22 protein-coding genes and 1 pseudogene are annotated in these 23,573 nt (G+C 34.6%); 18 read left to right on the top strand and 5 right to left on the bottom strand.

Annotation, left to right across the window (positions count from 1 at the left end; all coding sequences use genetic code 11):
- Nucleotides 1-174: 174 nt before the first annotated feature.
- Together A4245_RS20760 and A4245_RS20755 are read left to right on the top strand one after the other, a co-directional pair.
- Nucleotides 175-300, top strand: coding sequence for a hypothetical protein (locus A4245_RS20760; RefSeq protein ID WP_267886900.1), 126 nt, complete (start codon nt 175-177; stop codon nt 298-300).
- A gap of 171 nt (nt 301-471) precedes the next feature.
- Nucleotides 472-600, top strand: a complete 129-nt coding sequence (locus tag A4245_RS20755; RefSeq protein ID WP_267886899.1) for a hypothetical protein — start codon at nt 472-474, stop codon at nt 598-600.
- A gap of 719 nt (nt 601-1,319) precedes the next feature.
- Here the strand turns inward: A4245_RS20755 and A4245_RS05685 are convergent.
- Nucleotides 1,320-1,964: a GntR family transcriptional regulator gene (locus A4245_RS05685; RefSeq protein ID WP_067726554.1), complete on the bottom strand. Its 645-nt coding sequence runs from the start codon at nt 1,962-1,964 to the stop codon at nt 1,320-1,322.
- Nucleotides 1,965-2,274: 310 nt separating this feature from the next.
- On the opposite strand from A4245_RS05685, the gene A4245_RS05680 reads away from it, so the two are divergent.
- From A4245_RS05680 to A4245_RS05625, 11 genes and pseudogenes are all read left to right on the top strand, one after another.
- A complete protein-coding gene (locus A4245_RS05680) occupies nt 2,275-2,964 on the top strand; it encodes a CoA transferase subunit A (protein WP_084268697.1) in 690 nt (229 codons plus the stop codon).
- Nucleotides 2,964-3,635: a 3-oxoacid CoA-transferase subunit B gene (locus A4245_RS05675; protein ID WP_067726552.1), complete on the top strand. Its 672-nt coding sequence runs from the start codon at nt 2,964-2,966 to the stop codon at nt 3,633-3,635. Before A4245_RS05680 ends, A4245_RS05675 begins: the two co-directional genes overlap by 1 nt.
- Nucleotides 3,636-3,695: 60 nt before the next feature.
- Nucleotides 3,696-4,544, top strand: a complete 849-nt coding sequence (locus tag A4245_RS05670; RefSeq protein WP_067726550.1) for a 3-hydroxyacyl-CoA dehydrogenase — start codon at nt 3,696-3,698, stop codon at nt 4,542-4,544.
- Between the two features lie 25 nt (nt 4,545-4,569).
- Nucleotides 4,570-5,346 carry an enoyl-CoA hydratase/isomerase family protein gene (locus tag A4245_RS05665; RefSeq protein WP_067726547.1) on the top strand — a complete coding sequence of 259 codons (777 nt, stop codon included), beginning with the start codon at nt 4,570-4,572 and terminating at the stop codon, nt 5,344-5,346.
- 17 nt (nt 5,347-5,363) lie between these two features.
- A pseudogene (locus tag A4245_RS20930) lies at nt 5,364-7,291 on the top strand (TRAP transporter permease).
- Nucleotides 7,292-7,301: 10 nt separating this feature from the next.
- Nucleotides 7,302-8,288 carry a TAXI family TRAP transporter solute-binding subunit gene (locus tag A4245_RS05650; protein WP_067726541.1) on the top strand — a complete coding sequence of 329 codons (987 nt, stop codon included), beginning with the start codon at nt 7,302-7,304 and terminating at the stop codon, nt 8,286-8,288.
- Between the two features lie 17 nt (nt 8,289-8,305).
- Nucleotides 8,306-9,094, top strand: coding sequence for an enoyl-CoA hydratase/isomerase family protein (locus tag A4245_RS05645; RefSeq protein ID WP_067726539.1), 789 nt, complete (start codon nt 8,306-8,308; stop codon nt 9,092-9,094).
- A gap of 24 nt (nt 9,095-9,118) precedes the next feature.
- Nucleotides 9,119-10,309, top strand: coding sequence for a thiolase family protein (locus tag A4245_RS05640; RefSeq protein ID WP_067726537.1), 1,191 nt, complete (start codon nt 9,119-9,121; stop codon nt 10,307-10,309).
- 24 nt (nt 10,310-10,333) lie between these two features.
- Entirely contained in the window at nt 10,334-10,753 is a 420-nt protein-coding gene (locus A4245_RS05635; protein ID WP_067726535.1) for a PaaI family thioesterase, read from the top strand.
- Nucleotides 10,754-10,852: 99 nt separating this feature from the next.
- A complete protein-coding gene (locus A4245_RS05630; RefSeq protein WP_067726533.1) occupies nt 10,853-11,617 on the top strand; it encodes an SDR family oxidoreductase in 765 nt (254 codons plus the stop codon).
- A 210-nt stretch (nt 11,618-11,827) separates the two neighbouring features.
- On the top strand, nt 11,828-12,976 hold the full coding sequence (locus A4245_RS05625) for an acyl-CoA dehydrogenase family protein (RefSeq protein ID WP_067726531.1): 1,149 nt from the start codon (nt 11,828-11,830) through the stop codon (nt 12,974-12,976).
- A 666-nt stretch (nt 12,977-13,642) separates the two neighbouring features.
- On the opposite strand, the gene A4245_RS20560 is transcribed toward A4245_RS05625, so the two are convergent.
- The 3 genes from A4245_RS20560 to A4245_RS05610 all read right to left on the bottom strand — a co-directional run bounded on the left by A4245_RS20560 (nt 13,643) and on the right by A4245_RS05610 (nt 15,905).
- Entirely contained in the window at nt 13,643-13,801 is a 159-nt protein-coding gene (locus A4245_RS20560) for a hypothetical protein (RefSeq protein WP_234402362.1), read from the bottom strand.
- Between the two features lie 354 nt (nt 13,802-14,155).
- Nucleotides 14,156-15,007, bottom strand: coding sequence for a 3-hydroxyacyl-CoA dehydrogenase (locus A4245_RS05615; RefSeq protein ID WP_084268694.1), 852 nt, complete (start codon nt 15,005-15,007; stop codon nt 14,156-14,158).
- Between the two features lie 343 nt (nt 15,008-15,350).
- Nucleotides 15,351-15,905, bottom strand: coding sequence for an OsmC family protein (locus A4245_RS05610; protein ID WP_067726525.1), 555 nt, complete (start codon nt 15,903-15,905; stop codon nt 15,351-15,353).
- 597 nt (nt 15,906-16,502) lie between these two features.
- Here A4245_RS05610 and A4245_RS05605 point away from each other — a divergent pair.
- From A4245_RS05605 to A4245_RS05585, 5 genes are all read left to right on the top strand, one after another.
- On the top strand, nt 16,503-17,693 hold the full coding sequence (locus A4245_RS05605; protein ID WP_067726523.1) for a CaiB/BaiF CoA transferase family protein: 1,191 nt from the start codon (nt 16,503-16,505) through the stop codon (nt 17,691-17,693).
- A gap of 15 nt (nt 17,694-17,708) precedes the next feature.
- The gene (locus A4245_RS05600; RefSeq protein ID WP_067726521.1) at nt 17,709-18,467 is read left to right on the top strand and encodes an enoyl-CoA hydratase-related protein; all 759 of its coding nucleotides are present in this window, start codon (nt 17,709-17,711) and stop codon (nt 18,465-18,467) included.
- Between the two features lie 188 nt (nt 18,468-18,655).
- Nucleotides 18,656-19,654, top strand: coding sequence for a tripartite tricarboxylate transporter substrate binding protein (locus tag A4245_RS05595; protein WP_067726519.1), 999 nt, complete (start codon nt 18,656-18,658; stop codon nt 19,652-19,654).
- 80 nt (nt 19,655-19,734) lie between these two features.
- Entirely contained in the window at nt 19,735-20,181 is a 447-nt protein-coding gene (locus A4245_RS05590; RefSeq protein WP_067726517.1) for a tripartite tricarboxylate transporter TctB family protein, read from the top strand.
- 14 nt (nt 20,182-20,195) lie between these two features.
- Nucleotides 20,196-21,683, top strand: a complete 1,488-nt coding sequence (locus tag A4245_RS05585; RefSeq protein WP_067726515.1) for a tripartite tricarboxylate transporter permease — start codon at nt 20,196-20,198, stop codon at nt 21,681-21,683.
- A gap of 443 nt (nt 21,684-22,126) precedes the next feature.
- On the opposite strand, the gene A4245_RS05580 is transcribed toward A4245_RS05585, so the two are convergent.
- On the bottom strand, nt 22,127-23,074 hold the full coding sequence (locus tag A4245_RS05580) for a LysR family transcriptional regulator (protein ID WP_067726512.1): 948 nt from the start codon (nt 23,072-23,074) through the stop codon (nt 22,127-22,129).
- Nucleotides 23,075-23,573 lie beyond the last annotated feature (499 nt).

Genomic DNA, 23,573 nt, shown 5'->3' with positions numbered 1-23,573 from the left:
GTGACGGCGGCTATGTCTGATCACATTATGCTATAAGATAAGATCTTTATTTAGTGCACCTTTAGCATTGCGATTATCTCCATATATATACGAAAAGACAGTTTGTTATGATAGCTGGGTCAACACCGATACTAGCTTCGGTGGGTTCCGGTGAAGGAATGGGGCAGAAAAATAATGCCAAAAGTTAGAATGAAGCGAAAAGCCCTGCAAAAGATGGTTCAAAAAGGAAACAATGGAAATAGCAAAAAGGGGGATCACGAAACAGTTACGATAATCTTTGCCAATAGAGATGTTATATAGGGAATCGGGAGAAAGTAAGAGCAATGCGGGAATACTTGAACAAGGTACAACACATAGACTTCCAACAACAGGAGAATGTCCATCAACCCCAGGCATTCTTAAAAGTCCCAATAATAACAGGAACAGAGTAAGATCTTATCAAATGCCTGCCAATCAGGAGAAAAAACACCTATGGATAAAGCGGTACCCAAGCAGGAGAAACAGAAAGAACATGAAAGCCATAAGTCCGGTGATACACAATATATAGCTAGGGAAATGGTACCGAGCCAATTACTCAATGGGAATCCAACCAGCAATTAAAGGAATAATCGCAAGGAATCCCTGCCAGCATTTGAATAATCGTTACGTTCAGAATGCCCATTCAGATTCTATAAATCAGCAGAAATCCAAATCCAGTTCCTATCAAACTGCTAACAAAAGCATTCGTTCCAAAAAACAAGGGGCTTTGCATCAACGATCGTTTCTGGATTGAAAGAAATAGTGGGAGGAAAGGGATATGTTAAGCGAAATGAAAAAACGCAGGTACAAGCAGCAACTATAGGTATCTAAATTAAATTTATATTGCCTCTCCTTCTCCTTTCCCTCCTGGTGCTTTGCATTATTCTTTCCCCGCTGGATTTTCATTTATATTTGTATACCAGTATATTTATATACAAATTACTTATCTGTAATCAAAATTTGTTTTCTGTCTTGAATAAAATCTTCAATGAATTCCTCTTCTCCATTTTCTAATTGATAATCATTTGAAATTTCTTCAACAGAAAGTGAATACGAATGAGGAGTACAATGAAAAAATAAGAGAGCTGTACGAAGAACTGTCGAACTGTGCGGAAAGAGTATAAGGAAAAAGTTCGAGAGCTTGAATTGAAGGAGAGAGTTATTCGAGAACAAAAGAATCAAAAACAAGAGACATAAGCTAATAAAATCAAAATCAGTGCATAAGCACTGCTCTTTTTACTAACCTAGAATTTAATTAAGTTGGTTCACTCTCTACAATTATACCAATGTATAATTACCATTTACACACTCATTTCTTCTACTATTCTGGTTAATCTTGGAATTACCTTTAATAAATGTTTTCTTGTAATTTGTTCAATTAAATCTGCATCTCGTTTTTTTAACGCATTTAATATGTCCTCATGCTCTTTAATAGATAGTTGCATAGTCTCTTTATTTTGATAATAATTCGGATATCTAGAAGAGAGATCGGTTATTTCATTAATCATTTTAATTAACATTTCGTTATTGCAATATTGGTAAAGTGATTTATGAAAGTAAGTATTCATTTGTAAATATCCTTTGTAATCCTCCTCTTCACAAACTCCTTTTGATTCATCTACTATTAGTTCTAGTTTTTTAATATGGGCATTTGATATGTGGTCAACAGCAAGTCTTGCTGCTAAAGGTTCAAGACTTGAACGAATCTCGAAAATTTGTCGAACCTCATCAGGAGAGAGACTTTTTACAGTAGGCGCAGCGTGGGGGGTTAATGTTAAAAAACCTTCTTGTGCTAGTCTCTGTATAACTTCTCTTACTGGAATTTCACTTACATTGAATTCCCTGGCAATTTGTGCAATTACTAGCCTTGACCCTGGTCGTACGTCTCCTTTTTTGATTTTTTCAAGAAGTTGGAAATAAACCATTTCAGTCTTTGTCATCGCCATTAGAATTTACCTCTCTATATTAGAATAATTTACTTAACTAAACTACAAACCAAAAGCATCTTTACATATTCTGTTCTTAATAAAGTTATTATACTTCTTTTTTTCAATAAAAACAATATGATTACGCTTCCAAATATATCCTTGACAGTAATCATATATGATTATAGAATATAATATATTAAAGTATTAAAATAGTCATACTCTTTAGATGATTGTTTTTTTGAACAAGGGGGGCAGAGTTTTATTGTTGATACGACATTTAAAAATAAAAATAGCTGAAGATAAAAATATAGAAATGGGGGTAAGGTAAGTGAATACTGAGGTAGAGAAAAACATTGCAACGAATGTTCAATTTCTTTCCGCGGGAGAAGCTATAAAAAAAATTCCTGAAAGGGCAACCATTATGGTGGGAGGATTTGGAATAACAGGTATCCCGCAATTCTTGCTGGAAGCTTTAATTGATGAGACCGATGTCCAAGATCTTACTATTATAAGTAATAATATCAACAAAGATACGAATCTCTATCCTTTATTCAAGCAAAATCGTATTAAGAAAGCAATTGGAACTTACTTCACTACTAATAAAGAAGTGGTACAGGCACATAGGGAAGGACGTATAGAGATTGAATTACTTCCACAAGGATCATTTTCAGAAGCTATCCGATTAGGAGGTTCTGGGATTCCTGCTTTCTATACGCCAACTTCAGCTGGTACTGATTTAGCAATAAATAAAGAAACACGTATTTTTAATGGGCGAGAACATGTACTAGAATATTCTTTATTTGCGGATGTGTCCCTCATAAAGGCTTATAAAGCGGATAAGGCTGGAAATCTCATTTATAGGAAATCAGCTCGTAACTTTAATCCAATTATGGCTATGGCTGCCGATCTTACCATTGTTGAAGTCGAGGAAATTGTGGAGATTGGTGAACTTAATCCAGAGTCTATTGTAACACCGTTTGCATTTGTCGATATTGTTGTGCAAAAGGGGGAGATGTAGTGACTCATTCTGTTAAACAATATATTGCTTGGCGTTGCGCCCAAGAATTAAAGTCAGGAATCGTTAACCTTGGAATTGGGATTCCCACTCTAGTAGCAGACTATCTTTCTAGAGGTTCCGTCACCATTCATTCTGAGAATGGAATTCTTGGAGTTGGTCCTGAACCTAGTCCAGAGGAATTTGATATAGACTTGGTGAATGCAGGAAAACAACCAATCACCGTATTGCCACATACATCATATTTTGATAGTTCTTTATCTTTTGCAATGATGCGTGGAGGGCATTTGGATGCTACTGTAATTGGAGCCTTACAAGTATCTGAAAAAGGAGATATTGCTAGTTGGGCTATACCAGGTAAAGATATACTAGGGGTTGGAGGAGCTATGGATTTAGCGATAGGTGCTAAAAGGGTCATAGCTGCAATGACTCATTTAACTCCGAAAGGTGATCCTAAAATTCTCCCACAATGCACATATCCGTTAACTGCTAAGAAAAGAGTGGATACCATTGTCACAGAACATGCTGTATTCAAATTTTATCAAGAGAAACTTTGGCTTGTGGAATTAAATGATGATGTTTCTTTCGAAAAATTAAAAGAAATGACTCCTGCTTCATACGAAATAGCTAAAGATTTAAAAAGGGTTCAAGGGAGGCACACTTTTATTGGTTAGAAAAGTCAAAAAATAAATAATGTTAATGAATTTTTGTTGATAAATGAAAGGAAGGGTATGATGGAAATCAAAAAAATCGCCGTTCTTGGTTCTGGTGTAATGGGGAGAGGGGTTGCTCACGTTACTGCAATGGGGGGATTTGAGACAACTCTCTATGATATTTCAGAGTCCCAGTTAGAGCGCGCAACAAATGAAATTAGAATCAATATGGAAAAAGGGGTTAAGAGAGAGCTTTATAGTAAAGAGGTTAAGGACTTAGCCTTAAGCAATTTGAATAGAACAATTAACTTTGAAGAAGCTGTTTCAGACGCGGACTTTGTCATTGAGGCAGTACCAGAGGATATTAAGTTAAAATGTGAGATTTTTCAAAAGCTAGATGAAATCTGTAAATCTCATGTCATTCTAGCAACCAATACTTCTACTATGAGTCCAACAGAAATCGGGGGAGTCACAAAAAGACCAGACCGTGTCATTGCTATGCATTTCTTCAATCCAGTTTTTAAGATGAAACTAGTTGAAATCATTAGAGGTTTAGAAACAAGCGATGAGACCTATCAGACTACAGAAAAAGTAGCAAAACAAATGGGAAAAGAAACAGTTATGGTCAATGAAGCACCTGGTTTTGTGACTAGCCGCGTAAGTGCATTAGTTGGTAATGAAGCTTTTCGAATGTTAGAGGAAGGGGTAGCTTCCCCGGTAGATATCGATAAAGCTATTAAGCTGGGTCTTAATTATCCAATGGGTCCCTTAGAGTTGGGTGATTTAGTTGGATTAGATACTCGGTTAAAAATCCTAAATTATCTCCATGAAACTTTAGGAGACCGATATCGTCCATCTCCACTCATGATTAAGTATGTGAAAGCGGGAAGACTTGGCCGAAAAGTAGGGAAAGGGGTTTATGACTACTAAAATATGAAATAAAGGGGTTGAGAGAATGAATTTCGAAAACATCATTCTAACTGTTAATGAACATATTGCAACCGTTACCATCAATAGACCAGAAGTAAGGAATGCGTTAAATCAAAGAACTTGGGAAGAACTAGAAAACGCGATTGATCAAATTTCAAATAATGATGAAGTTCTTGTTTGTATTATTACGGGTGCTGGTGAAAAAGCGTTTGTAGCAGGAGCTGATGTTGGCTGGTTAAATAGTAGAATTCCAAATGATATGTTTAAAGGTTCCGCTCAAAACGTATGTAATAAAATCAGTCAGTGCTCAAAACCAGTAATTGCTGCCATTAATGGATATGCATTGGGTGGCGGTTGCGAAATCGCCTTAGCTAGTGATATTCGCTACGCTAGTGATAATGCAAAGTTAGGACAACCTGAAATTAATCTTGGGATTATACCAGGAGCAGGGGGCACACAGAGATTAGCGCAGCTAGTTGGAAGTGGAATTGCGAAAGAACTTATTTTTACTGGAAAACTCATCACAGCTGATGAAGCGAAAGCTATAGGATTAGTGGATAAGGTGGTTAAACAGGAGAAATTAGCGGAAGAGGTCTTAACGTTAGCACAAGACATCGTGTCAAAACCCCCATTGGCTGTCCAAATGGCAAAAAGAGCCATAAATATAGGGTTAGCAACCGATTTAAACACGGGGCTTTCCTATGAGTTAGCAGCACAAGCCGTACTATATGGCACAGAAGATAAGGCCGAAGGAACATCTGCCTTCTTAGAGAAGAGAAAACCTTCATTTTCAGGGAAATAGGAAGGGAGAAATGAAATATGAGTGAAAATGCAACCTATATAGAAAAAGTGACTCAGAAGGAATATAACTTAAAGGGCCTTCCTAAAGTATTAGCTATTGTTATATCCTTAACAGCTATTGCCTTTTCTGTATTTCATTTATACACGGCAGGATTTGGCTCCCTTCCTTCATGGCAGCAAAGAGCTGTTCATGTGAGCTTTGGTTTACTTCTATTATTTATGCTTTTTCCTTTTTCCAAAGTAAAGGGGTTTAAGTTTTATGATTTAATTCCAATCCTTTTAAGCTGCTTCGTATTGTTCTATACGTTATTCGATTACCCTGCAATCGAATATAGGGCTGGCCAGCCTAATATGTTGGATATGATTATTGGAACATTACTGATTGTATTAGTAATTGAAGGCGTGCGTAGAACAAATGGGATTTTAATGTCTATACTTATTTTGTCTTTCCTGTTTTATATATTTCTAGGACCATATTTTCCAGGTTTACTAGGTCACCAAGGTTATAGCTACAAAAAAATGATAGATACCTTATTTATTAGTACATCAGGGATTTTTAGCTCCCCTGTTTATACGAGTTCTACTGTAATCGTGTTGTTTATTGTCTTTGGATCTTTCTTTTTAAAGTCTGGGGCCGGTAAATTTTTCATCGACTTTGCCTTTATCCTAGTTGGAAGAAAACGCGGAGGACCAGCGTTAGCATCCGTTGCATCAAGTGCCATGCTTGGAACGATCACTGGAAATGGTGCTGCCAATGTAGCGATAACAGGAGCCTTTACGATTCCAATGATGAAAAAAATCGGGTACTCTCCAAAATTTGCTGCTGGAGTCGAGTCGGTAGCTTCCCAAGGTGGGCAATTAATGCCACCAATTATGGGAGCTTCTGTCTTTATCATGGCAGAAATGACCGGAATACCATATATAGAGCTTATTGCTTATGCTCTTATCCCTGCCATTCTTTATTTCTTAGTTGCGGGGTCATCGTTTATCTTCAAGCTGGAAAATTGGGGTTGGAAGGGGTTTCTGATGAAGAAATCCCCAGAGTAGCAGAAGTGTTGAAAGGTCTCTATTTCTTTTTGCCTATTGTTTTCATTATAGGATTAATGTTAATGGGGTTTAGTCCTATTAAAGCAGGGTTATATTCCCTCTTTTTGACCATTGGTCTTAGTTATTTGAAGAGAGAAAATTGGATGAGTTGGCGTGATATTCTCGCTTGTCTTGAAAGTGCAGCCAAAAGCTCAATGATTGTTGTCTCAGCTTGTGCGGGTGCCGGTATTATTGTGGGATCGGTTGTATTAACAGGTCTAGGAACACGTTTTTCAAGATTAGCGATTGAAGTATCTGGTGAAAATTTACTGTTACTCCTTATTCTTGTTATGGTAGCTTCAATCATTCTTGGTATGGGGATGTCAACCGTTTCTGCTTATGTCATTCTGGCAGTACTAGCAGCACCAGCTCTGATTGATTTAGGAGTTTCGCCAGTAGCAGCGCATATGTTTGTGTTGTATTATGGCGTAATGTCTGGGCTAACTCCACCAGTGGCGATAACGGCGTATACCGCTGCAGCAATTGCAGGATCACCACCTAATGCAACCGCCTTTACAGCTACAAAAATCGGACTTGGAGGATTTATCGTTCCTTTTATGTTTGTTTACAATGAGTCATTGTTGCTACAAGGAAACACTTCTGACATTGCTTTATCTGTATTCACTTCGATTATCGGAGCATCTGCATTTGTGTTCTTTGTGCAAGGATTCTTAATCAAAAAGATTTCTTTGGTAGAAAGGCTATTGTTCTTAGTAGCATCTATCACTCTTATTATTCCGGGGTTATTAACAGATGTTATTGGAATTGCTTGTTTAGTAACAGGAATACTTTTACAAATATTTACGAGAAATTCTCAAAAAGTAATGGCAGATAGTTTATCTGAAAGAAAATTAGATTGAGGTGGATATTATGACAAAAAATATTTTCATATCTTTAGCCCTGTTATTGAGTGTGTTTTTAGCTTCATGTGGAAGCGAAGGTGCAGGAGGAAGCAGTAATAAAAATATTTCAATTGGTACTGCTCCACTAGGTTCGGGATGGTACAACGTATCTATCACGTTAGCAGATATTTGGATGGACAACATAGATGGATTAAATGTGAATGTGTTAGAAGGCGGCTCTATCGGGAACCTTAGAAGTGTAAATGAAGGTCAAGACATGCACTTAGGATGGGCTTATACTCCAGATTTATTGGATGCAGTCAATCAGCAAGGTGCTTTCGAATCAGAGGAAATATCAAAGGTTAGCACAATTGCATTAAGTTACCCTGTTTATTTAACTTTTGTAACATCAGCAAATAGTGGTATCGAATCAATAGAAGATTTATTGGGTAAAAAAGTCCATGCAGGTGCACAAGGTACGGGTTCAGAATTGGCACTTCAAAGATTGTTAGAGGTTCATGGATTATCTTATGAGAAGATAGAAGAAGCAGGCGGGAAAATTTCGTTTGGAAACTATAATGATGCAGCAACTCAATTACAAGATGGAATTATTGATGTAGCAATCGGTGGAGGAGCACCGGAGATTCCTGCTTTTAAAGAAGTTGAAGCGTTGAATGCTATTAAAATTATCCCAGTAGAACAATCTAAGTTAGAAGAACTTACGGAATTTGGTTATAGAGCAGATCTTCCAATCCCTGCAGGAGTTTATACAGATCAGACTGAAGATATTTCAGCTTTAGCGTACCAAAGTATGATTAATGTCAATAGCGATACTCCTGAGGAAGAAGTCTATGAAATGACTAAATTTATGTGGGAGAATGTTGATACTATTATTAAGGATCATCCATCAAGAGGGGAATACTTTACTCCAGAAATTGCTGTAGAGGGACTAGATAAATCATACTTCCACCCAGGAGCTGTGAAATATTACGAAGAACTTGGCTTGATGGAATAAGTCCATGGAGGAATGCAATGAATTTTAACAAAATTATTTTCCAAGAAATTTCAACTAATACTTGTATGATTACCTTGAACGATGAAAGGTCTTTAAATGCATTGGATTTAGAAATGAGAAGTGAACTTTCAGATGCAATGTCTCGTATCATAAGTGGTTCCTATAATGTGTTAATCCTGAATGGCAACGGCAAGGCCTTTTCTGCTGGAGGAAATATCAATTCAATGACTGGTATTTCCTCAGCCCATGAGGCAAGCAAAAGACTAGATGATTTACATGATTTTATTATGAAACTTCGGGGTTGGAAGGGGATTGTGATTGCTTCAATTCATGGAAACGCTGCAGGGGCAGGTTTAAATCTAGCTTTAAGCTGCGATTATATTATTGCAGAAGAAAATACGAAGCTTACACAAAGCTTTTCAAGAATTGCCCTAGTACCAGACTGTGGCGGATTTTGGCTTTTACCAAGATTAGTTGGACCGATTAAGGCAAAAGAAATGATGCTTCTTGGTAAATCTGTATCAGCTGAAGAGTTTTATGACTTAGGTTTAATCAATGAAATCGTACACTCTGAAGAAAGAATGGAAAAAACTTTGACTATGGCAGAGCATTTTTCAAGTGGACCATCTATTTCCTATCAATATATCAAACAAATGGTTAATGATTCATTTGAGAAGAGTTTTGACCAAACCTTAAAGGAAGAAAAGATTATCCAAGGGATTTGCATGAACTCAGATGATTTCAAAGAAGGAATTGACGCCTTTTTGAATAAGAGAAAACCAGTATTTAATAAACAAAGTAAGTAACTATATAAGGTGGAGGTGTTTTTTGTGGAAAAAGCAGTGATAATTGATGCAATTAGAACCCCTATAGGAAGATATGGAGGGGTTTTAAAAGATGTTCGTCCAGATGACCTCGCAGCACTTGTTATAAAAGAAATTGTTAAACGCAATGATTTTCCAGTTGAGGAGATAGAAGATATCTATATAGGTTGTGCAAACCAAGCAGGTGAAGATAATCGAAATGTGGCAAGAATGGCTTCACTTTTGGCTGGAGTCCCAATATCTGCAGGGGGGGTTACGGTCAATCGTTTATGTGGATCTAGCCTTGAAGCCGTAAATCAAGCAGCTAAAGCCATTATGTGTGGAGAAGGGGATATTTTTATTGCTGGCGGCACAGAAAGTATGACTAGAGCTCCTTTCGTAACATCTAAGCAGACAAAACCGTTCCAAAGAACGGTTGAAACCTATGATACAACAATTGGCTGGAGGTTTATCAATAAGAATTTAGCAGAAATGCACTATCCATATTCCATGATAGAAACTGCTGATAATGTGGCAAAAAAATTTAACATCTCGCGTGAAAGCCAGAATGAATTTGCCTTTAACAGTCAGCAAAAGGCGAAAAAGGCAATGGAAACAGGAAGATTGAAGGATGAAATTGTTTCAGTAACTATATCTAATAAGAAAGAAGAAATTATTGTCAACCAAGACGAACATCCACGTCCTCAAACCACTTTAGAAAAATTGAATTCACTAAAGTCAGTTTATGAGGGTGGTACAGTAACTGCAGGTAATGCAGCTGGAGTAAATGATGGCGCAGCAGCTCTGTTAATCATGAGTGAAAAAAAGGCAAAAGATCTGGGCTTAACCCCTATTGCTTCTATAGAGTCCTTTGCTGTTGCAGGAGTTGATCCTTCTATAATGGGGACTGGACCTATTCCAGCTACAAGAAAGGCTATAGAAAGAGCGGGTATTAAAGTTGGAGATTTAGATTTAATTGAATTGAACGAAGCCTTTGCAGCACAATCACTAGCGTGTATCAAGGAATTGGCTTTGGACATAGAAAAGGTAAATGTAAATGGTGGGTCAATAGCTTTTGGTCATCCATTAGGTGCAAGTGGAGCAAGGATTTTGACCACGCTTCTATATGAAATGAAAAAGCAAGATGCAGAATACGGCTTGGCAACCATGTGTATAGGAGTTGGTCAAGGAATCGCTACAGTTGTAAAAAAATATTAGAGGGTAAGGTAAGGGGAATTAATGTTGGATCTCTATAATAAATCTGATTTACCCATTGAAATAGCTGAAGTAATAAATGAATACGAAAAAGGGCCTCATTGGAAACTGATGGATTTTAAAGTTCAATCAATTGATAAAGGGTCAGTGTCATTAAAATTACCAACTAGAGAGGAATTTAATAATATAAAAGGTACAATACATGGAGGAATTCTTGCAGCACTATTAGATACGACAATGGGAATGACGGCTAAGACTATATTAAAGGGTACACCTATAACTATCCAATTCAATATTCAATTTTTAAAGCCTGGTATAGATGAGCCGTTATATTCTAAATCCAAAGTAATTGATGTTGGAAAAAGTACTTGCTTTTTAGAAGGTCATATCTACAACGAATTAAAGGAACTTATTGCTTATAGTACAGGGACTTTTAAGGTCAACTGATTTTATAACAACACAAAACATATGGGGTTTTTTTAGAATAACTAACGGTTCACACCCTAGTAATCTAAAAAACCCTATTGTTATTAGGAGGGATTTCATATGACGGGAAGATTTGTTGGCAAAGTAGCGTTCATTACTGGTGGTAGTCGTGGTATAGGAAAAGACATCGCCGAAACTTTTGCGGAAGAAGGAGCTAGAGTAGCTATTATTGATATTAATGAAGATGGATTACAGGAATTATCAATAGAGTTTAAGGAAAAGGGATATCAAATTTATACTAAGGAAGCAAATATTGTAAACTACGAAGAAGTGAAAAAAGCGTTGAAGGAGGTTAATTCGAGGTTCGGCTCAATTGATATATTAGTTAATAATGCAGGAATTATTCGTGATAATCTTTTATTTAAAATGACAGAAAATGATTGGCAGCAGGTCATAGATGTACACCTAAAGGGAACGTTTAACACTTCACGTGCAGCCCAAAAGTATATGGTAAAACAAAAATATGGACGAATTATTAACATATCATCAACGTCAGCACTTGGTAATCGTGGTCAATCAAATTATGCAACTGCGAAGGCAGGAATACAAGGTTTTACAAAAACTCTCGCAATAGAATTAGGGAAATATGGAATAACCACAAATTCCGTTGCACCTGGATTTATTGAAACAGAAATGACTAAGGAAACTGCAGAGAGAATCGGTGTCTCATTTGATAAATTTGTAGAATCTAGGATTGTAAATATCCCTGTTGGACGAAGTGGAAAACCCTCTGACGTCTCAAATGCGGTTTCTTTTTTTGCTGATGAGAAATCATCTTTTATTAATGGCCAAATAATTTATGTGGCGGGAGGTCCGAAATCCTAAGTTATTGTAAAGTGCAATTTTTAGTAATTATATTGGAGGAATATCTTATATGATAACAAACGTTTAATAAAATGAAGGTCCCTATACGTTTTATGATATATATATATCAAGAACTTGATAATAGTTTTAGAAAATATTTGATCTAGATAGGGGCCTATTTCTTTTCTATGTTTTGTTTTTTATTAAATGTTTAAAGGGAGACAGGAAATCATGGATTTTAAATTAAATGATGAGATAATCATGCTTAAAAAAAGTATTCAGTCTTTTGTTCAGAATGAAGTTGAGCAGGTTGCGATGCAGATTGAAGAGGAAGATAAAATTCCAGAACGCATTGTTGAAATGTCAAAGGAATTGGGGTTGTTTGGTTTAAGTATCCCTGAAGAATATGGTGGTCTTGGAATTGGCATGGTTGGGAAATGTGCCCTGTATGAAGAAATAGGAGCTACGCATAACGGCTTTACTACATTAATCGGAGCTCATACAGGGATTGGAACAGTTGGAATAGTGGAAATGGGAAACGAAAAACAAAGGAAAAAATATTTACCAGATATGGCTGCAGGGAATAATATTGGTGCCTTTGCTTTAACTGAACCGGAAGCTGGCTCCAATGCAACCAATTTGAAGACAACAGCAGTCAAAAAAGGCGATAAATATATTTTAAACGGGACCAAGCATTATATCTCGAATGCAACCGAAGCAGATATTTTTACAGTTATGGCAGTTACTGATCCTTCGAAAGGCCCAAAGGGGATTAGCTCTTTTATTGTCGAAAAGAATTTCCCTGGATTTCATGTTGGTGCGGTGGAGAAGAAAATGGGTCTACGAGGTTCCCATTCAGCTGAAATTATTTTTGAGGATTGTGAAGTTCCCGCTGAAAATCTTTTAGGAGAAGAAGGTACAGGATACGTAAATGCATTAAAAATCCTTACAAATGGACGTGCAGGTTTAGCAGCAAGAAATTTAGGATCATGCCAAAAACTATTAGATCTTTCTATGTATTATGCGAAGGAAAGAGTACAGTTTAATGTTCCCATCATTAAACATCAAGCAGTAGCCCATATGCTAGCAGAAATGGCAATGGATATTGAAGCGTTAAGATCATTTACATATCGGGTTGCTTGGATGGTCGATCAAGGCCAAAAGCTTATTAAAGAGGCTGCTATGTTAAAGCTCTTTGGCTCAGAAGTTTACAATCGAGTGGCCGATAAAGCGGTACAAATCCATGGGGGGATTGGATATATTGCTGATTATCCGATTGAACGCTTTTATCGTGATGCGAGGATTACACGAATTTACGAAGGAACTTCAGAAATTCAGAAAAATATTATTGCTTCTCAGTTAGAAAAAGAATATAAGTAAGCTAAAATATAGTAAATTAGATTGTTTCAACATCGAACCTCAAGAACTCGACTACTTCAGAAGATCGTTGAAGTAGTGCGCAAAAATATTCAAGCTGTGGCCAATAAAAACCAATTGACTACAGCTTTTTATTTTGCTTTGCATTCTTTTTTTTTTTTTTTCGGGCATTGAACCCTCCAAAAAGAACAGGCTGTCTCTTATGCTTTTATGTAGTGAGATGCGTGTATCTCTTCCTTCTTTGTTCTCCTCAGTATAATGATTGGCTCATGACTTGTGGAAGGGCGTGCGAAAAGGAAACGGAAATCGGTAAAACCAAGTTGGCTAAGCCGGACTAGAAAAGCAAGATACGCTTTTCAAATCCAGCTAAGTCATTGGGTTTCACCCGGTTTCCTACGTGTTTCACCAAAAGCATGTTCAACCCTATGCTTTTCTTGCAAGTCGGCTAAAAATCAAGCCGACCCTTCCCACTGCGTTTTCGCCAACATTCGGTGGTGTTCAAACAAAGAAAGGAAGTGATTTTCATGGAAAAAATCTATGAGATAGTAAAAATCAAGCAAGTTGTTAAAGAGGCAGAATTGAACCAGGTGAATGTGATTCGTTCACCGGAGGATGGAGCTGACGTTTCCAGAAACTACATCGGTGATGATGACCGAGAGGTGTCCATAGTTATCTATAGGCTGAATCTGGCTGACTTTCTGTATTTGGCTCAAGTAAAAGCCTGTTTCCTGCATGTAGACCATAACGGGAATTTAGGATGTAATATGGTGCAGTACTCATATTTTCAGAACTACCTGTAACAATAATATCCGATAACCCCAATTTAATCTGTATATCTAAATTGTTAATTGCCTGTAAGCCTGAACCACGTTGACAGTGAATTATATACTCAGGTAGGCTGCGCGTAACGCAGTAAGCCTAGCCAAATTCGAAGTATCCGCACTTTGCTTTGCCCGCTCTATAATAGCTTCATCAACTGTAACATTAATATTTAACATATTTATTACTTCCCGGATAACAATTTCAGCAAGTGATCGACAGTTACGTTTTTCAATCCCTCTGCTTCAGTGAAGGCTGCATCGATTTACTGAAGCCTATTTGCATCAAGTGAGTTTCTCTTAGGTCGGTTCAATGAAGCCAATAAATGATCTTTTATTTCTCCATTAAAAAATATCTCAAAAGCTAGTCTTCTGTATATTCATAAAATCCCCTGCCGCTTTTCTTCCCAAATCGACCAGCCTTTACATATTTAACTAATAGTGGGCAAGGGCGATATTTTTCCCCTAACGTTTTATACAAATACTCCATATTTCGTAAACGCGTATCTAATCCAACCAAATCAGCAAGTTCAAGGGGGCCCATTGGATGGTTTAACCCCAAATTCATTGCTTTATCAATATCTTCAGCACTCGCCACTCCTTCCATAAGCATATTCATCGCTTCATTTCCTATCAAACAATTCATTCTAGATGTCACAAATCCCGGGAATTCATTTACTTCAACTGCCTCTTTTTTCATTTTTATTGTAAATTCCTTTATAATGGCAACTGTTTCATCTGTTGTCTCTAACCCACGAATAATTTCGATTAACTTCATCTTATGAACAGGATTGAAAAAATGCATAGCAACTACTTTATCAGGTCGAGATGTTTGTGCACCAATTTCTGTTGGACTCATTGTTGATGTGTTTGTTGCAAAAATAGTATCTTTCCCACATATTTTATCTAATCTCTTAAAAATATCTATCTTCAAATCCATTCTTTCAAGTACAGCTTCAATTACAAGATCTGCATTTTTGGATGCTACTTTTAAGTTAGACTGATAGAATAGATTCATTTTTGCTGTCTCGTATTGATCTTCTTTCAAAAAACCTTTTCTAAAACTTGAATCTAACATCATATTAATATCATTTTGGGAGCTCTCTAATACTTCATCGTTTATATCGTTCAAGTAAACTTTATAACCTGAAACCGCCCCAGTATAAGCGATTCCTTTTCCCATAACTCCCGCCCCAATAACTGTTATTTGTTTGATGTTTTAACCTCCTTAAGTAGTTTTTAATCGATGAATTAGGATAAGATATACATATTCCTCTGGGATTTTAATTTCCAAATCTTTTGATAAGTATAGTTGATCCCTGTTAATCATAAAAAATAATTATAATAAAATAGCTTTATTGGTAATTTTTGATGGTACTTAATCATTCAATTAGAGCATTTTTTATTTTCATATATGTTAAAATAAGAGGCTATCACCTAGGGATTGGGTTTTGAGATAGCCTCCACAGTTGATAAAAACCCTTAATTTCTGATTCAATCAAGAGGCTCTTTTTACATTTATATAATTTTATTCTCAAACAAAAGATAATTTTGATAAATTATTTTTCTACAATCAGTTCAGAACGAATATTTACAGGGTTTGCTAACGTTGCTCTATTTGGTGATGTCTCAACTACTTTTTTATGAATTTCCTGGAAATCTTTTTCACTACCATTACCTTTTACTACTATGTTATATTTTATATCTGTCATTCCAATAGGTGAATTAGGGTTAACTTCTAAAAAGCCCCTTAAGTCTAAACCTCCTTCAATATTTATCTCTAATTTTTCAAGTTTAATTCCTTTCACTGATGCACCAACTGTATAACCAACTAACATACATGCACCCAATCCTCCTAATAAATATTCTTGAGGTGTAGGCTTTGAATCTTTTCCAAGTAATTGATTTGGTTCATCAATTTCGAATGAAAAATCTCTAGATAGTTCTTGGTTACCAAGGGTAATTCCCTTAGTAGTGACTCTAGATTTTGTCCCCCCGAGCCATTCCAAATTTACCTTATAATCAATCATAGCATCTTCATCATTTTCACTAATATTGTTTTTGTAATTTTGCAGACCATTAACATCAATTCCATTTAACAGTTCAGTTCTCATAATTAAATCCTCCTTATTGTTTTCATAAGTTGAAAGCTTATAGTGAATCGTTTAATTAGTACTTCAATAATAATAAAAAACATCGCCCCTAAAATCTTTTGTACTTCTTCATCACTAAATATTTTTCCCCACGTTTCTCTACTAATCAAATAAGCTAAATATGCATGCCCCCCTATATAATTGGACACTGATCCCAACTTTGATGTTGTTTCGAGTTTATAAATACCTTGTTTTTTGTATATAAATACAATTATGTCTAATTTGAATAGTCATAATTTAAAGTATTTAATTAAACTCAACTCTAATTTAAATCAAAACACAACGGCTATGTCAAGAAGTTTGTTTAACTTCTATATAGGATATCTTGCGGAAATTGGGTGGGTTTCCTATCACATGAATACCTAAGAGATGGTTGATATTCCCGTTAGTGTAGCCCTCGTTTAATGTCTTGTATTAATATTTTTACTAAAAAAGTCAAGTAACATAAATAATACTTATATATATATAAAAAAAAATGATTTTACATTATTTTATATTATGTTATTATTTTAAATAATATAAAATAATTTTATATTAAGGAAAAAAGGAGAGATTTAAATGAAACCGCTTTCTGGAACGAGGGTATTAGATTTCACTCACTATATCGCTGGACCATATTGTTGCCAAACTCTTGCAGATTATGGTGCGGAAGTGATAAAAGTAGAGCCGTTAGATGGAGAATCCACAAGAAATGCTTGGCCAATGTATGATGATTTCAGTATTTACTTTGCCACGATGAATAGAAATAAGCGTGGACTAGCATTGGATTTAAAATCAGAAGAAGGGAAAAAGATAATACATAAGCTTATAAAATCCGCTGATTTGTTAGTCACAAATTACTCAGGAGGTGTTCCTAAGAAGTTAGGTATAGATTTTGAAACTATTTCAAAAATAAACAAAAAAATTAGTATGGTTCATATCACAGGATTTGGATTATATGGACAGAAAAAGGAAGATAAAGCTTTTGATGGAATCATTCAAGCAATGAGTGGGATTTCCCATTTAACAGGAGAAAAAGATGGCCCACCAATGAAAGCAGGATTGTTTATTGCTGATTTTCTCTCAGGACTACATGGTGCAATTGGAGGTTTGGTAGCTATAAATTCAAGCAGATTAAATGGTAAAGGGGAACTTGTCGATATAAGTATGATGGATTCGATGGTGACTTTGCTAGCCGAAAATTTATCACTTCCATCAGTTTATAATATCAGCCCACATCGTTCAGGTAATAGAAGTAGAAATGTTTTTTCTACTACTTTTAAAAGCAAAGATGGATATATCTATATTGCACCACTGTCAAAGGAAATGTGGAAGGATTTTACAAAAATAGTAGGGCATAGTAAATGGTCTAGTGAAGATTCTCCATATTCACATGTAGATGGAAGGCTTGAACATTATGACTTTTTAGAGGAGGAAATTACAAAGTGGACAATAGAGAAATCAACTGAAGAAATAATTAATTTATTAGAACAAAAAAGAATTCCATGTGGAAAGGTCTTTACTATAGAGGATGTACTAGAAGATGAACACTTAAAAAGTCGTGATATGTTAGTTGATATGGAAATTAATAATCGCAAAATTAAAGTTCCAGGTATTGTAGCCAAGTTTCTAAATAGTGAAAATAACGGGAATATAAGAAGGCCGCCCTTTATAGGTGAGGACACAAAAGAAATTTTGAATGAATTAGGATATTTTAAAGAAGATATTGACAAACTAAAGAGTCAGAATGTTGTGAATGAAAATTATTGAAAAGAGGAAATTTAGATGTTAAAAGAAAATTTTTTAAATGAACTGAAATATTTTAAAGTTAGTTTTGAAAATGATAACAAGATATTGATAGTAACAATAAATCGCCCACCAATAAATGCTTTTATTAAAGAGAGCTATATTGAGCTTATGTCAATTATCAACTATGTTAATTCCAATGAAAGTATTGGAGTAATGATGTTGAAATCAGATGTTAGATTGTTCTCTGCCGGTGCTGATACAAAACGCTTAGATTCCGATAATTTGAAACAAGCGTCCATTAGACGTTCAATTTTAAGGAAAACAATTTCAGAGTTTTATAATTGTTTAGTTCCAGTTATATGTGCTGTTAATGGTGCAGCAGTCGGAGTAGGAGCGGTATTTGCTGCAAGTTCTGATATTATTATTGCTTCTGATAAAGCATTTTTTGCTCTTCCTGAGATTGATGTAGGTTTAGTAGGAGGCGCTAAAGGGATCAGTCGAATATTTCCACCACAGAAAATTAGAACAATGGCTTTGACCGGAAAAAGAATTTATGCAGAAGAAGTATATCGATATGGTGGAATAGAGGAAATTGTACCAGAGGATGAATTGTACGATAAAGCTTTAGAATACGCAAAAACAATTTCTGATAAAGGAGTCTATGCTGTTAGAAAATGGAAAGAGTCCTTTTTGATAACTGAAAATCCTAATTCAATAGATAGCTATATAATGATTGAACAATGTATTAACCAAGAGCTGGTTCCATTTACTTCAAAAGTTTTGGCGAAAGAATAGTTTCTACTATTAATAATTTAATCTATCTATCTATTATGTAGATATCTAGCTTGACAGAACAATCCTTGAAAGGGGGAATAATAAAAAATCTCATTTTTAATATACTAGAAGAGTATTTAGGTGTTAATCGATAGGTTATAAAGCTGTTTGACGGCTTTAAATTACTTTCATTACTAGGAGGCAAATTTATGAAGAAATATTTACTTTTATTATTCATTGTATCACTTGTGTTAGTAGGCTGTGGCTCTGCTGAAGGTAATACAGAAGTAAACGATACATCATCTGATAATGAAGAAGCTATTCAAGATGATTTTCCAACTGATACGATCACATTAATAGTTCCATACGCTCCGGGTGGTAGTACTGACACCTCAACAAGAATTATCGCAGAAGGAGTAAGTAATTATTTACCTAATAATCCAAATGTTATTGTAGAAAATAAACCTGGCGGTTCATCAACTGTAGGGTTAACACAAGTATACAATGCTGAGCCTGATGGATATACATTGGGTATTACAATGGAAACAGGGTTAGCAATTAAAACACATACTGATGAATTACAATATGAAATGGATAGTTTTGAAGAAATTATAAGACTAGTTGCTTCACCTCAACTTTTAATTATAAGAGAAGATGCACCTTGGGAAAATTTCCAAGAGTGGCTAGAATATGTAAAAGAAAACCCAGGTAAATTCAAGTATGCACATTCTGGGAATGGTACAATTGGTCACTTGGCGATGGAAGAACTAGCAGCAGCTGTAGATATTGATATTGTGGGTATTCCTTATGATGGTGGTGGTCCTTCTATGCAAGCTCTACTTTCTGGGGAAGTAGGCGGGACAATAGGAAATCCTTATCAAGTGGATCCAGAATTAAATCGAATTTTAGTAGACACAGGTTCAGAGCCTAGTAATCTGTATGAAGCAACAACTTTAAAAGAAGAAGGAATTGATGTTGGTAATACGCCTTGGATTGGCTTAGTTGGTCCCCCTGATATCCCTGAAAAGAGATTACAAATTATTCATGATGCTTTTAAACAAGTTCTTGAAGATTCAGAGGTTAAGGAGAAATTAATTGAACAAGGTTTACCACCTTATTATGCAGGTGCAGATGAATTCCGAGATGTTATCAAACAGCGCTATGATATTAACGGAAAAATCTTGAAGGAAATTGGCATGGCTGACTAAAAAAGTTAAAAATTATAGAGTAATCCTATGGGGTTACTCTATAATTTAAAAAGTACATTTGTTTGGTGTGGGGGAGTTTGATGAATTCAAAAATTGCAAATAGCATTACTTTAATTTTTATAATGATTTTCGGGTTGGTGTATTGGAATTCTGCAGGAAAATTAAAGGGTAGCCATGATGATACCACTTTAAGTGCTGCATATTTTCCGAAATTATTAGTTATCGTTCTTATTATTTTATGTTTAATTAGCCTTATCCAAACAATTAGAGGTAATTCTGAAAAGATAAATATTGAAAATCTAAAATTAATTGGTTTAACCACATTGTTTATTATCATTTTTATAGCAAGTTGGGGGTACTTTGGCTATTTTTATATTAATACATTTTTATTTGTTTTTATATTAATAACGATGTATAGATTGCCAAATAAAAAAGCTAAATTATTAATTAAGAATGCCGTTACTTCATTATTTATTACAGTAATAATATATGGGGTATTTGACTTAATTTTAAACTTTAGACTGTAAAGTAGGTGAGATAAATGGAACTAGCATTTGATTTTTCGAGTCTCTTTAGTATTGATGTTTTAATAGCATTATTAATAGGTAGTTTTGCAGGTATGATTATTGGAGCAATCCCTGGTTTAGGTGCTGTACTAGCTATCGTTTTAATGTTACCTTTAACCTACACTATGGAACCTCTAGCAGCAATTTTAATGTTATTGGCTACATATCAATGTGCGGAATATGGAGGCTCTATCTCAGCAATTGTGATTGGGATACCGGGTCATCCAGCCTCATTAGTTACTGCAATTGACGGGAATGCATTAGCTAAAAACAGTTCACCAGGGAAAGCATTAGCTTATTCACTATATGCTTCATTCATTGGTGGCGTAGTATCTGCATTACTTCTTATTTTACTCTCTGTACCACTTGTGAATTTTGCGCTAAAAATCTCTGCGCCAGAATATTTTATGATTGGTGTATTAGGTTTGATAGGAGTAAGCGCTTTAAGCACTAAGGATATAAATAAGAGTTTTATTTCAGGTATCTTAGGATTGATGGCTGGTACAGTTGGTATGGACATGTTTACTGGGGAATCAAGGTTCACTTTAGGTCGAATTGAATTGATGGAAGGTATTGGGTTAATAGCCTTATTAGTAGGGATGTTTGCCTTTTCGGAAGTTTTTGATATCATCAGTAAAGATTTAAATAAGAAATATGTAACAGATAAAAAAGGGTTAAAAGTCAAATTAACAACGAAAGAGTTTAAAAAAGTGATTGAACCTATTGGTATAGGTTCGATTGTAGGATCAATCGTTGGCATGTTTCCAGGAATGGGTGCAGGACCTTCATCCTGGTTTGCATATAGTATTGCTAAATCAAGAACAAAGAATCCAAAAACTTTTGGAAAGGGAAATCCTGATGGGATTGTTGCTCCTGAGTCCGCTAATAATGCGACAGTTGGGGGAGCGCTTATTCCATTATTGTCTTTAGGTATTCCAGGATCACCAGCTACTGCCATTATTTTAGGAGCATTTATAATTCACGGTTTACAGCCAGGACCTAAATTATTTACATCAAATCCAGATATAGCTTATGGAATAATGTATGGATTTATTCTAACTACTATTTTCATGCTAGTTATGGGTAAGTTTGTTACCTCTTGGTTTTCTAGGTTATTAACCGTAAGTAATCCAGTATTAATATCAATGGTATTAGTATTTTCTTTAATCGGAGTATATGTTGAACGCAATGCCTATTTTGACTTGTGGTTGGCTCTTATAATAGGTTTAATTACCTTTATATTATATAAATTTAATTATTCTATTGCTTCGTTTATTTTAGCATTTATTTTAAGCGGTATTATTGAGGAAAATCTAAGACGAAGTTTGATGTTATCTGGTGGAAGCTACGATATTTTCTTTACAAGAACCTACTCACTAATTTTATTTATTATTATCGTATTAATTATTTTGTTTTCAATTTGGAATATATTTAAGAAGAAAAAAGAAGCTGGAGAATCGTAATGAAACTAAAACTTAGGTATTCAATGTGTAAGAATTTAATACTTTCGGTTAAATTATAAAAATTGTTATTTGTTAAAAAGATTTCGAGATTGCTTTTAAAATAGAACATGGATTATATAATTAGTGGGATAACGTAGTCGTCAGTAAATCAAATGAACGAACTAGGAGACGCAAATATAGTAAAAGACATCATGCGAAAATATTAAACTTTGTAGAATCTTTTCTTGGGAGAATATCAATATGAAATCTTACAAGAGCCAGGCCATACAAATGGGTATATATTATTTGGAATTCTGATCAAGTTTCTTAATAGATGAAAACCCATTAATTTAAAATATTGAATGAAATATTCATAAAATTTGAGTTGGAAAGAAATTCATTAAGAGAGTTATTAAAGATAAGATTGATAGCATTATTAATAGTAATACTATAATGGAATTTAACTATTTATGTTCTTTAAATGAATAATTTGGTAAATTGTACAGTAATTTAAAATCCATTGATTGAATACGCAATTCATCCATAAATTTTCTAGCCAAAGTTGATAAGTAAATATCTTTTTTGGTAAAAATACCATGTTTTGAATACAAAGTAATATCATCATCCTTTATAGGAATTGGGAATATTTTTCTGCTTAAAACATAAGGATCAGTTTTACAAGATATTTCAGCATAAAAACCAATAGCATTACTTTCCGCTATTATCTTTTTCATGGTTTCTGAATTACCAGAGGAAAATAATATATTAGGTTCACCAAATCTTTCAATTAAATTTCTTATTATGTAGTTTGAAGAATAATTTTTATTAAAAATAACTAGTGGAAATTGTATAGCCTCTTCTAAAGTTATACTTTTTTGATGAACAAGTGGAAAATCACTACCTACATATGCAATAGTTTTATTTGTGAATAATGGATCAAAATTAAGTCCTGGTTCTTCATCTTTTAAATAGCTTAAAGATGCTAGAGCAAGATCAGCCTTATCATTTCGAATTGCATCGATTGCATGTTTTGTTCCATCTTCTAAGACTGTTATTTCTACATCTGGATACCTTTTTTTAAAAACGTTAAGTGTTTTTGGTAAAATAGTTAAAACAAAAGTTGGTATGGAGACAATTGTTAAGGTACCAGTTAATCGATAATCATGTTCAATATTTTGTAGATCTTTTATTTGATTTACTATTGCTCTCGCTTTTTTAATGACTAATTTACCAGTTTCAGTAGGAATTGACCCAAGTCGAGTTCTAACAAATATCTTAACATTTAACTCTTTTTCTAAATTAGCAATTGATTGACTAATGTTTGGTTGTGATGTATAAAGTTTCTCAGCAGCGTTAGAAATAGAACCTGTATCGGCAATCTCAACAAGACGTTGTAATTGTTCAATTCGCATTTATATCATCCTTTTTTATTAATATATAAATTTAGAGTCTTAACATTGATGAAATTTATATAAAACCAATTTATCAAATATGATATTAATAATTATTATATTTCAAACTCTAAAATCAATCAAGGTATATTTTGAAATATCAGATTATAAAAAAGTTTATAATTTTACTGTTTAATACTTTTATTACTAGCTAAGAACCAGGGGTATTTTTTCAGTAACAGCGAGTATCGCCTATATGGACTGATTATTGGGCCTAAATATTATCGTTGGTCAACTAATTATTTTATGTAATAGGAATATTATTTTTCTTACATCTAGTAGATTATTGTGTTAATGGCATTTAATAAATGTAACTTTTGAAATCCAGCATAAATACAACTTTATATGGAGAAGCGGTGATGGGAGGAACTGAATTGCCACAAGACCAACCTTTGCCTTATTGCCTTTCAGCTTTACTATAGAGGCTCCATGTCAAGTTACCTTGGATAGATATTTATAC

Origin of the sequence: Oceanobacillus damuensis, assembly GCF_001618145.1 — a bacterium.
In the GTDB taxonomy this organism is placed as follows: domain Bacteria; phylum Bacillota; class Bacilli; order Bacillales; family Amphibacillaceae; genus Oceanobacillus; species Oceanobacillus damuensis.
This window is presented reverse-complemented; position numbering and strand designations above follow the sequence as displayed.

Bases quoted from the DNA above. Each gene is read 5' to 3' on its own strand.
- A4245_RS20760 (WP_267886900.1), top strand. From the start codon at position 175: ATGCCAAAAGTTAGAATGAAGCGAAAAGCCCTGCAAAAGATGGTTCAA.
- A4245_RS20755 (WP_267886899.1), top strand. From the start codon at position 472: ATGGATAAAGCGGTACCCAAGCAGGAGAAACAGAAAGAACATGAAAGC.
- A4245_RS05685 (WP_067726554.1), bottom strand. From the start codon at position 1,964: ATGGCGATGACAAAGACTGAAATGGTTTATTTCCAACTTCTTGAAAAA.
- A4245_RS05670 (WP_067726550.1), top strand. From the start codon at position 3,696: ATGGAAATCAAAAAAATCGCCGTTCTTGGTTCTGGTGTAATGGGGAGA.
- A4245_RS05665 (WP_067726547.1), top strand. From the start codon at position 4,570: ATGAATTTCGAAAACATCATTCTAACTGTTAATGAACATATTGCAACC.
- A4245_RS05650 (WP_067726541.1), top strand. From the start codon at position 7,302: ATGACAAAAAATATTTTCATATCTTTAGCCCTGTTATTGAGTGTGTTT.
- A4245_RS05645 (WP_067726539.1), top strand. From the start codon at position 8,306: ATGAATTTTAACAAAATTATTTTCCAAGAAATTTCAACTAATACTTGT.
- A4245_RS05630 (WP_067726533.1), top strand. From the start codon at position 10,853: ATGACGGGAAGATTTGTTGGCAAAGTAGCGTTCATTACTGGTGGTAGT.
- A4245_RS05625 (WP_067726531.1), top strand. From the start codon at position 11,828: ATGGATTTTAAATTAAATGATGAGATAATCATGCTTAAAAAAAGTATT.
- A4245_RS05610 (WP_067726525.1), bottom strand. From the start codon at position 15,905: ATGAGAACTGAACTGTTAAATGGAATTGATGTTAATGGTCTGCAAAAT.
- A4245_RS05605 (WP_067726523.1), top strand. From the start codon at position 16,503: ATGAAACCGCTTTCTGGAACGAGGGTATTAGATTTCACTCACTATATC.
- A4245_RS05600 (WP_067726521.1), top strand. From the start codon at position 17,709: ATGTTAAAAGAAAATTTTTTAAATGAACTGAAATATTTTAAAGTTAGT.
- A4245_RS05595 (WP_067726519.1), top strand. From the start codon at position 18,656: ATGAAGAAATATTTACTTTTATTATTCATTGTATCACTTGTGTTAGTA.
- A4245_RS05590 (WP_067726517.1), top strand. From the start codon at position 19,735: ATGAATTCAAAAATTGCAAATAGCATTACTTTAATTTTTATAATGATT.
- A4245_RS05585 (WP_067726515.1), top strand. From the start codon at position 20,196: ATGGAACTAGCATTTGATTTTTCGAGTCTCTTTAGTATTGATGTTTTA.
- A4245_RS05580 (WP_067726512.1), bottom strand. From the start codon at position 23,074: ATGCGAATTGAACAATTACAACGTCTTGTTGAGATTGCCGATACAGGT.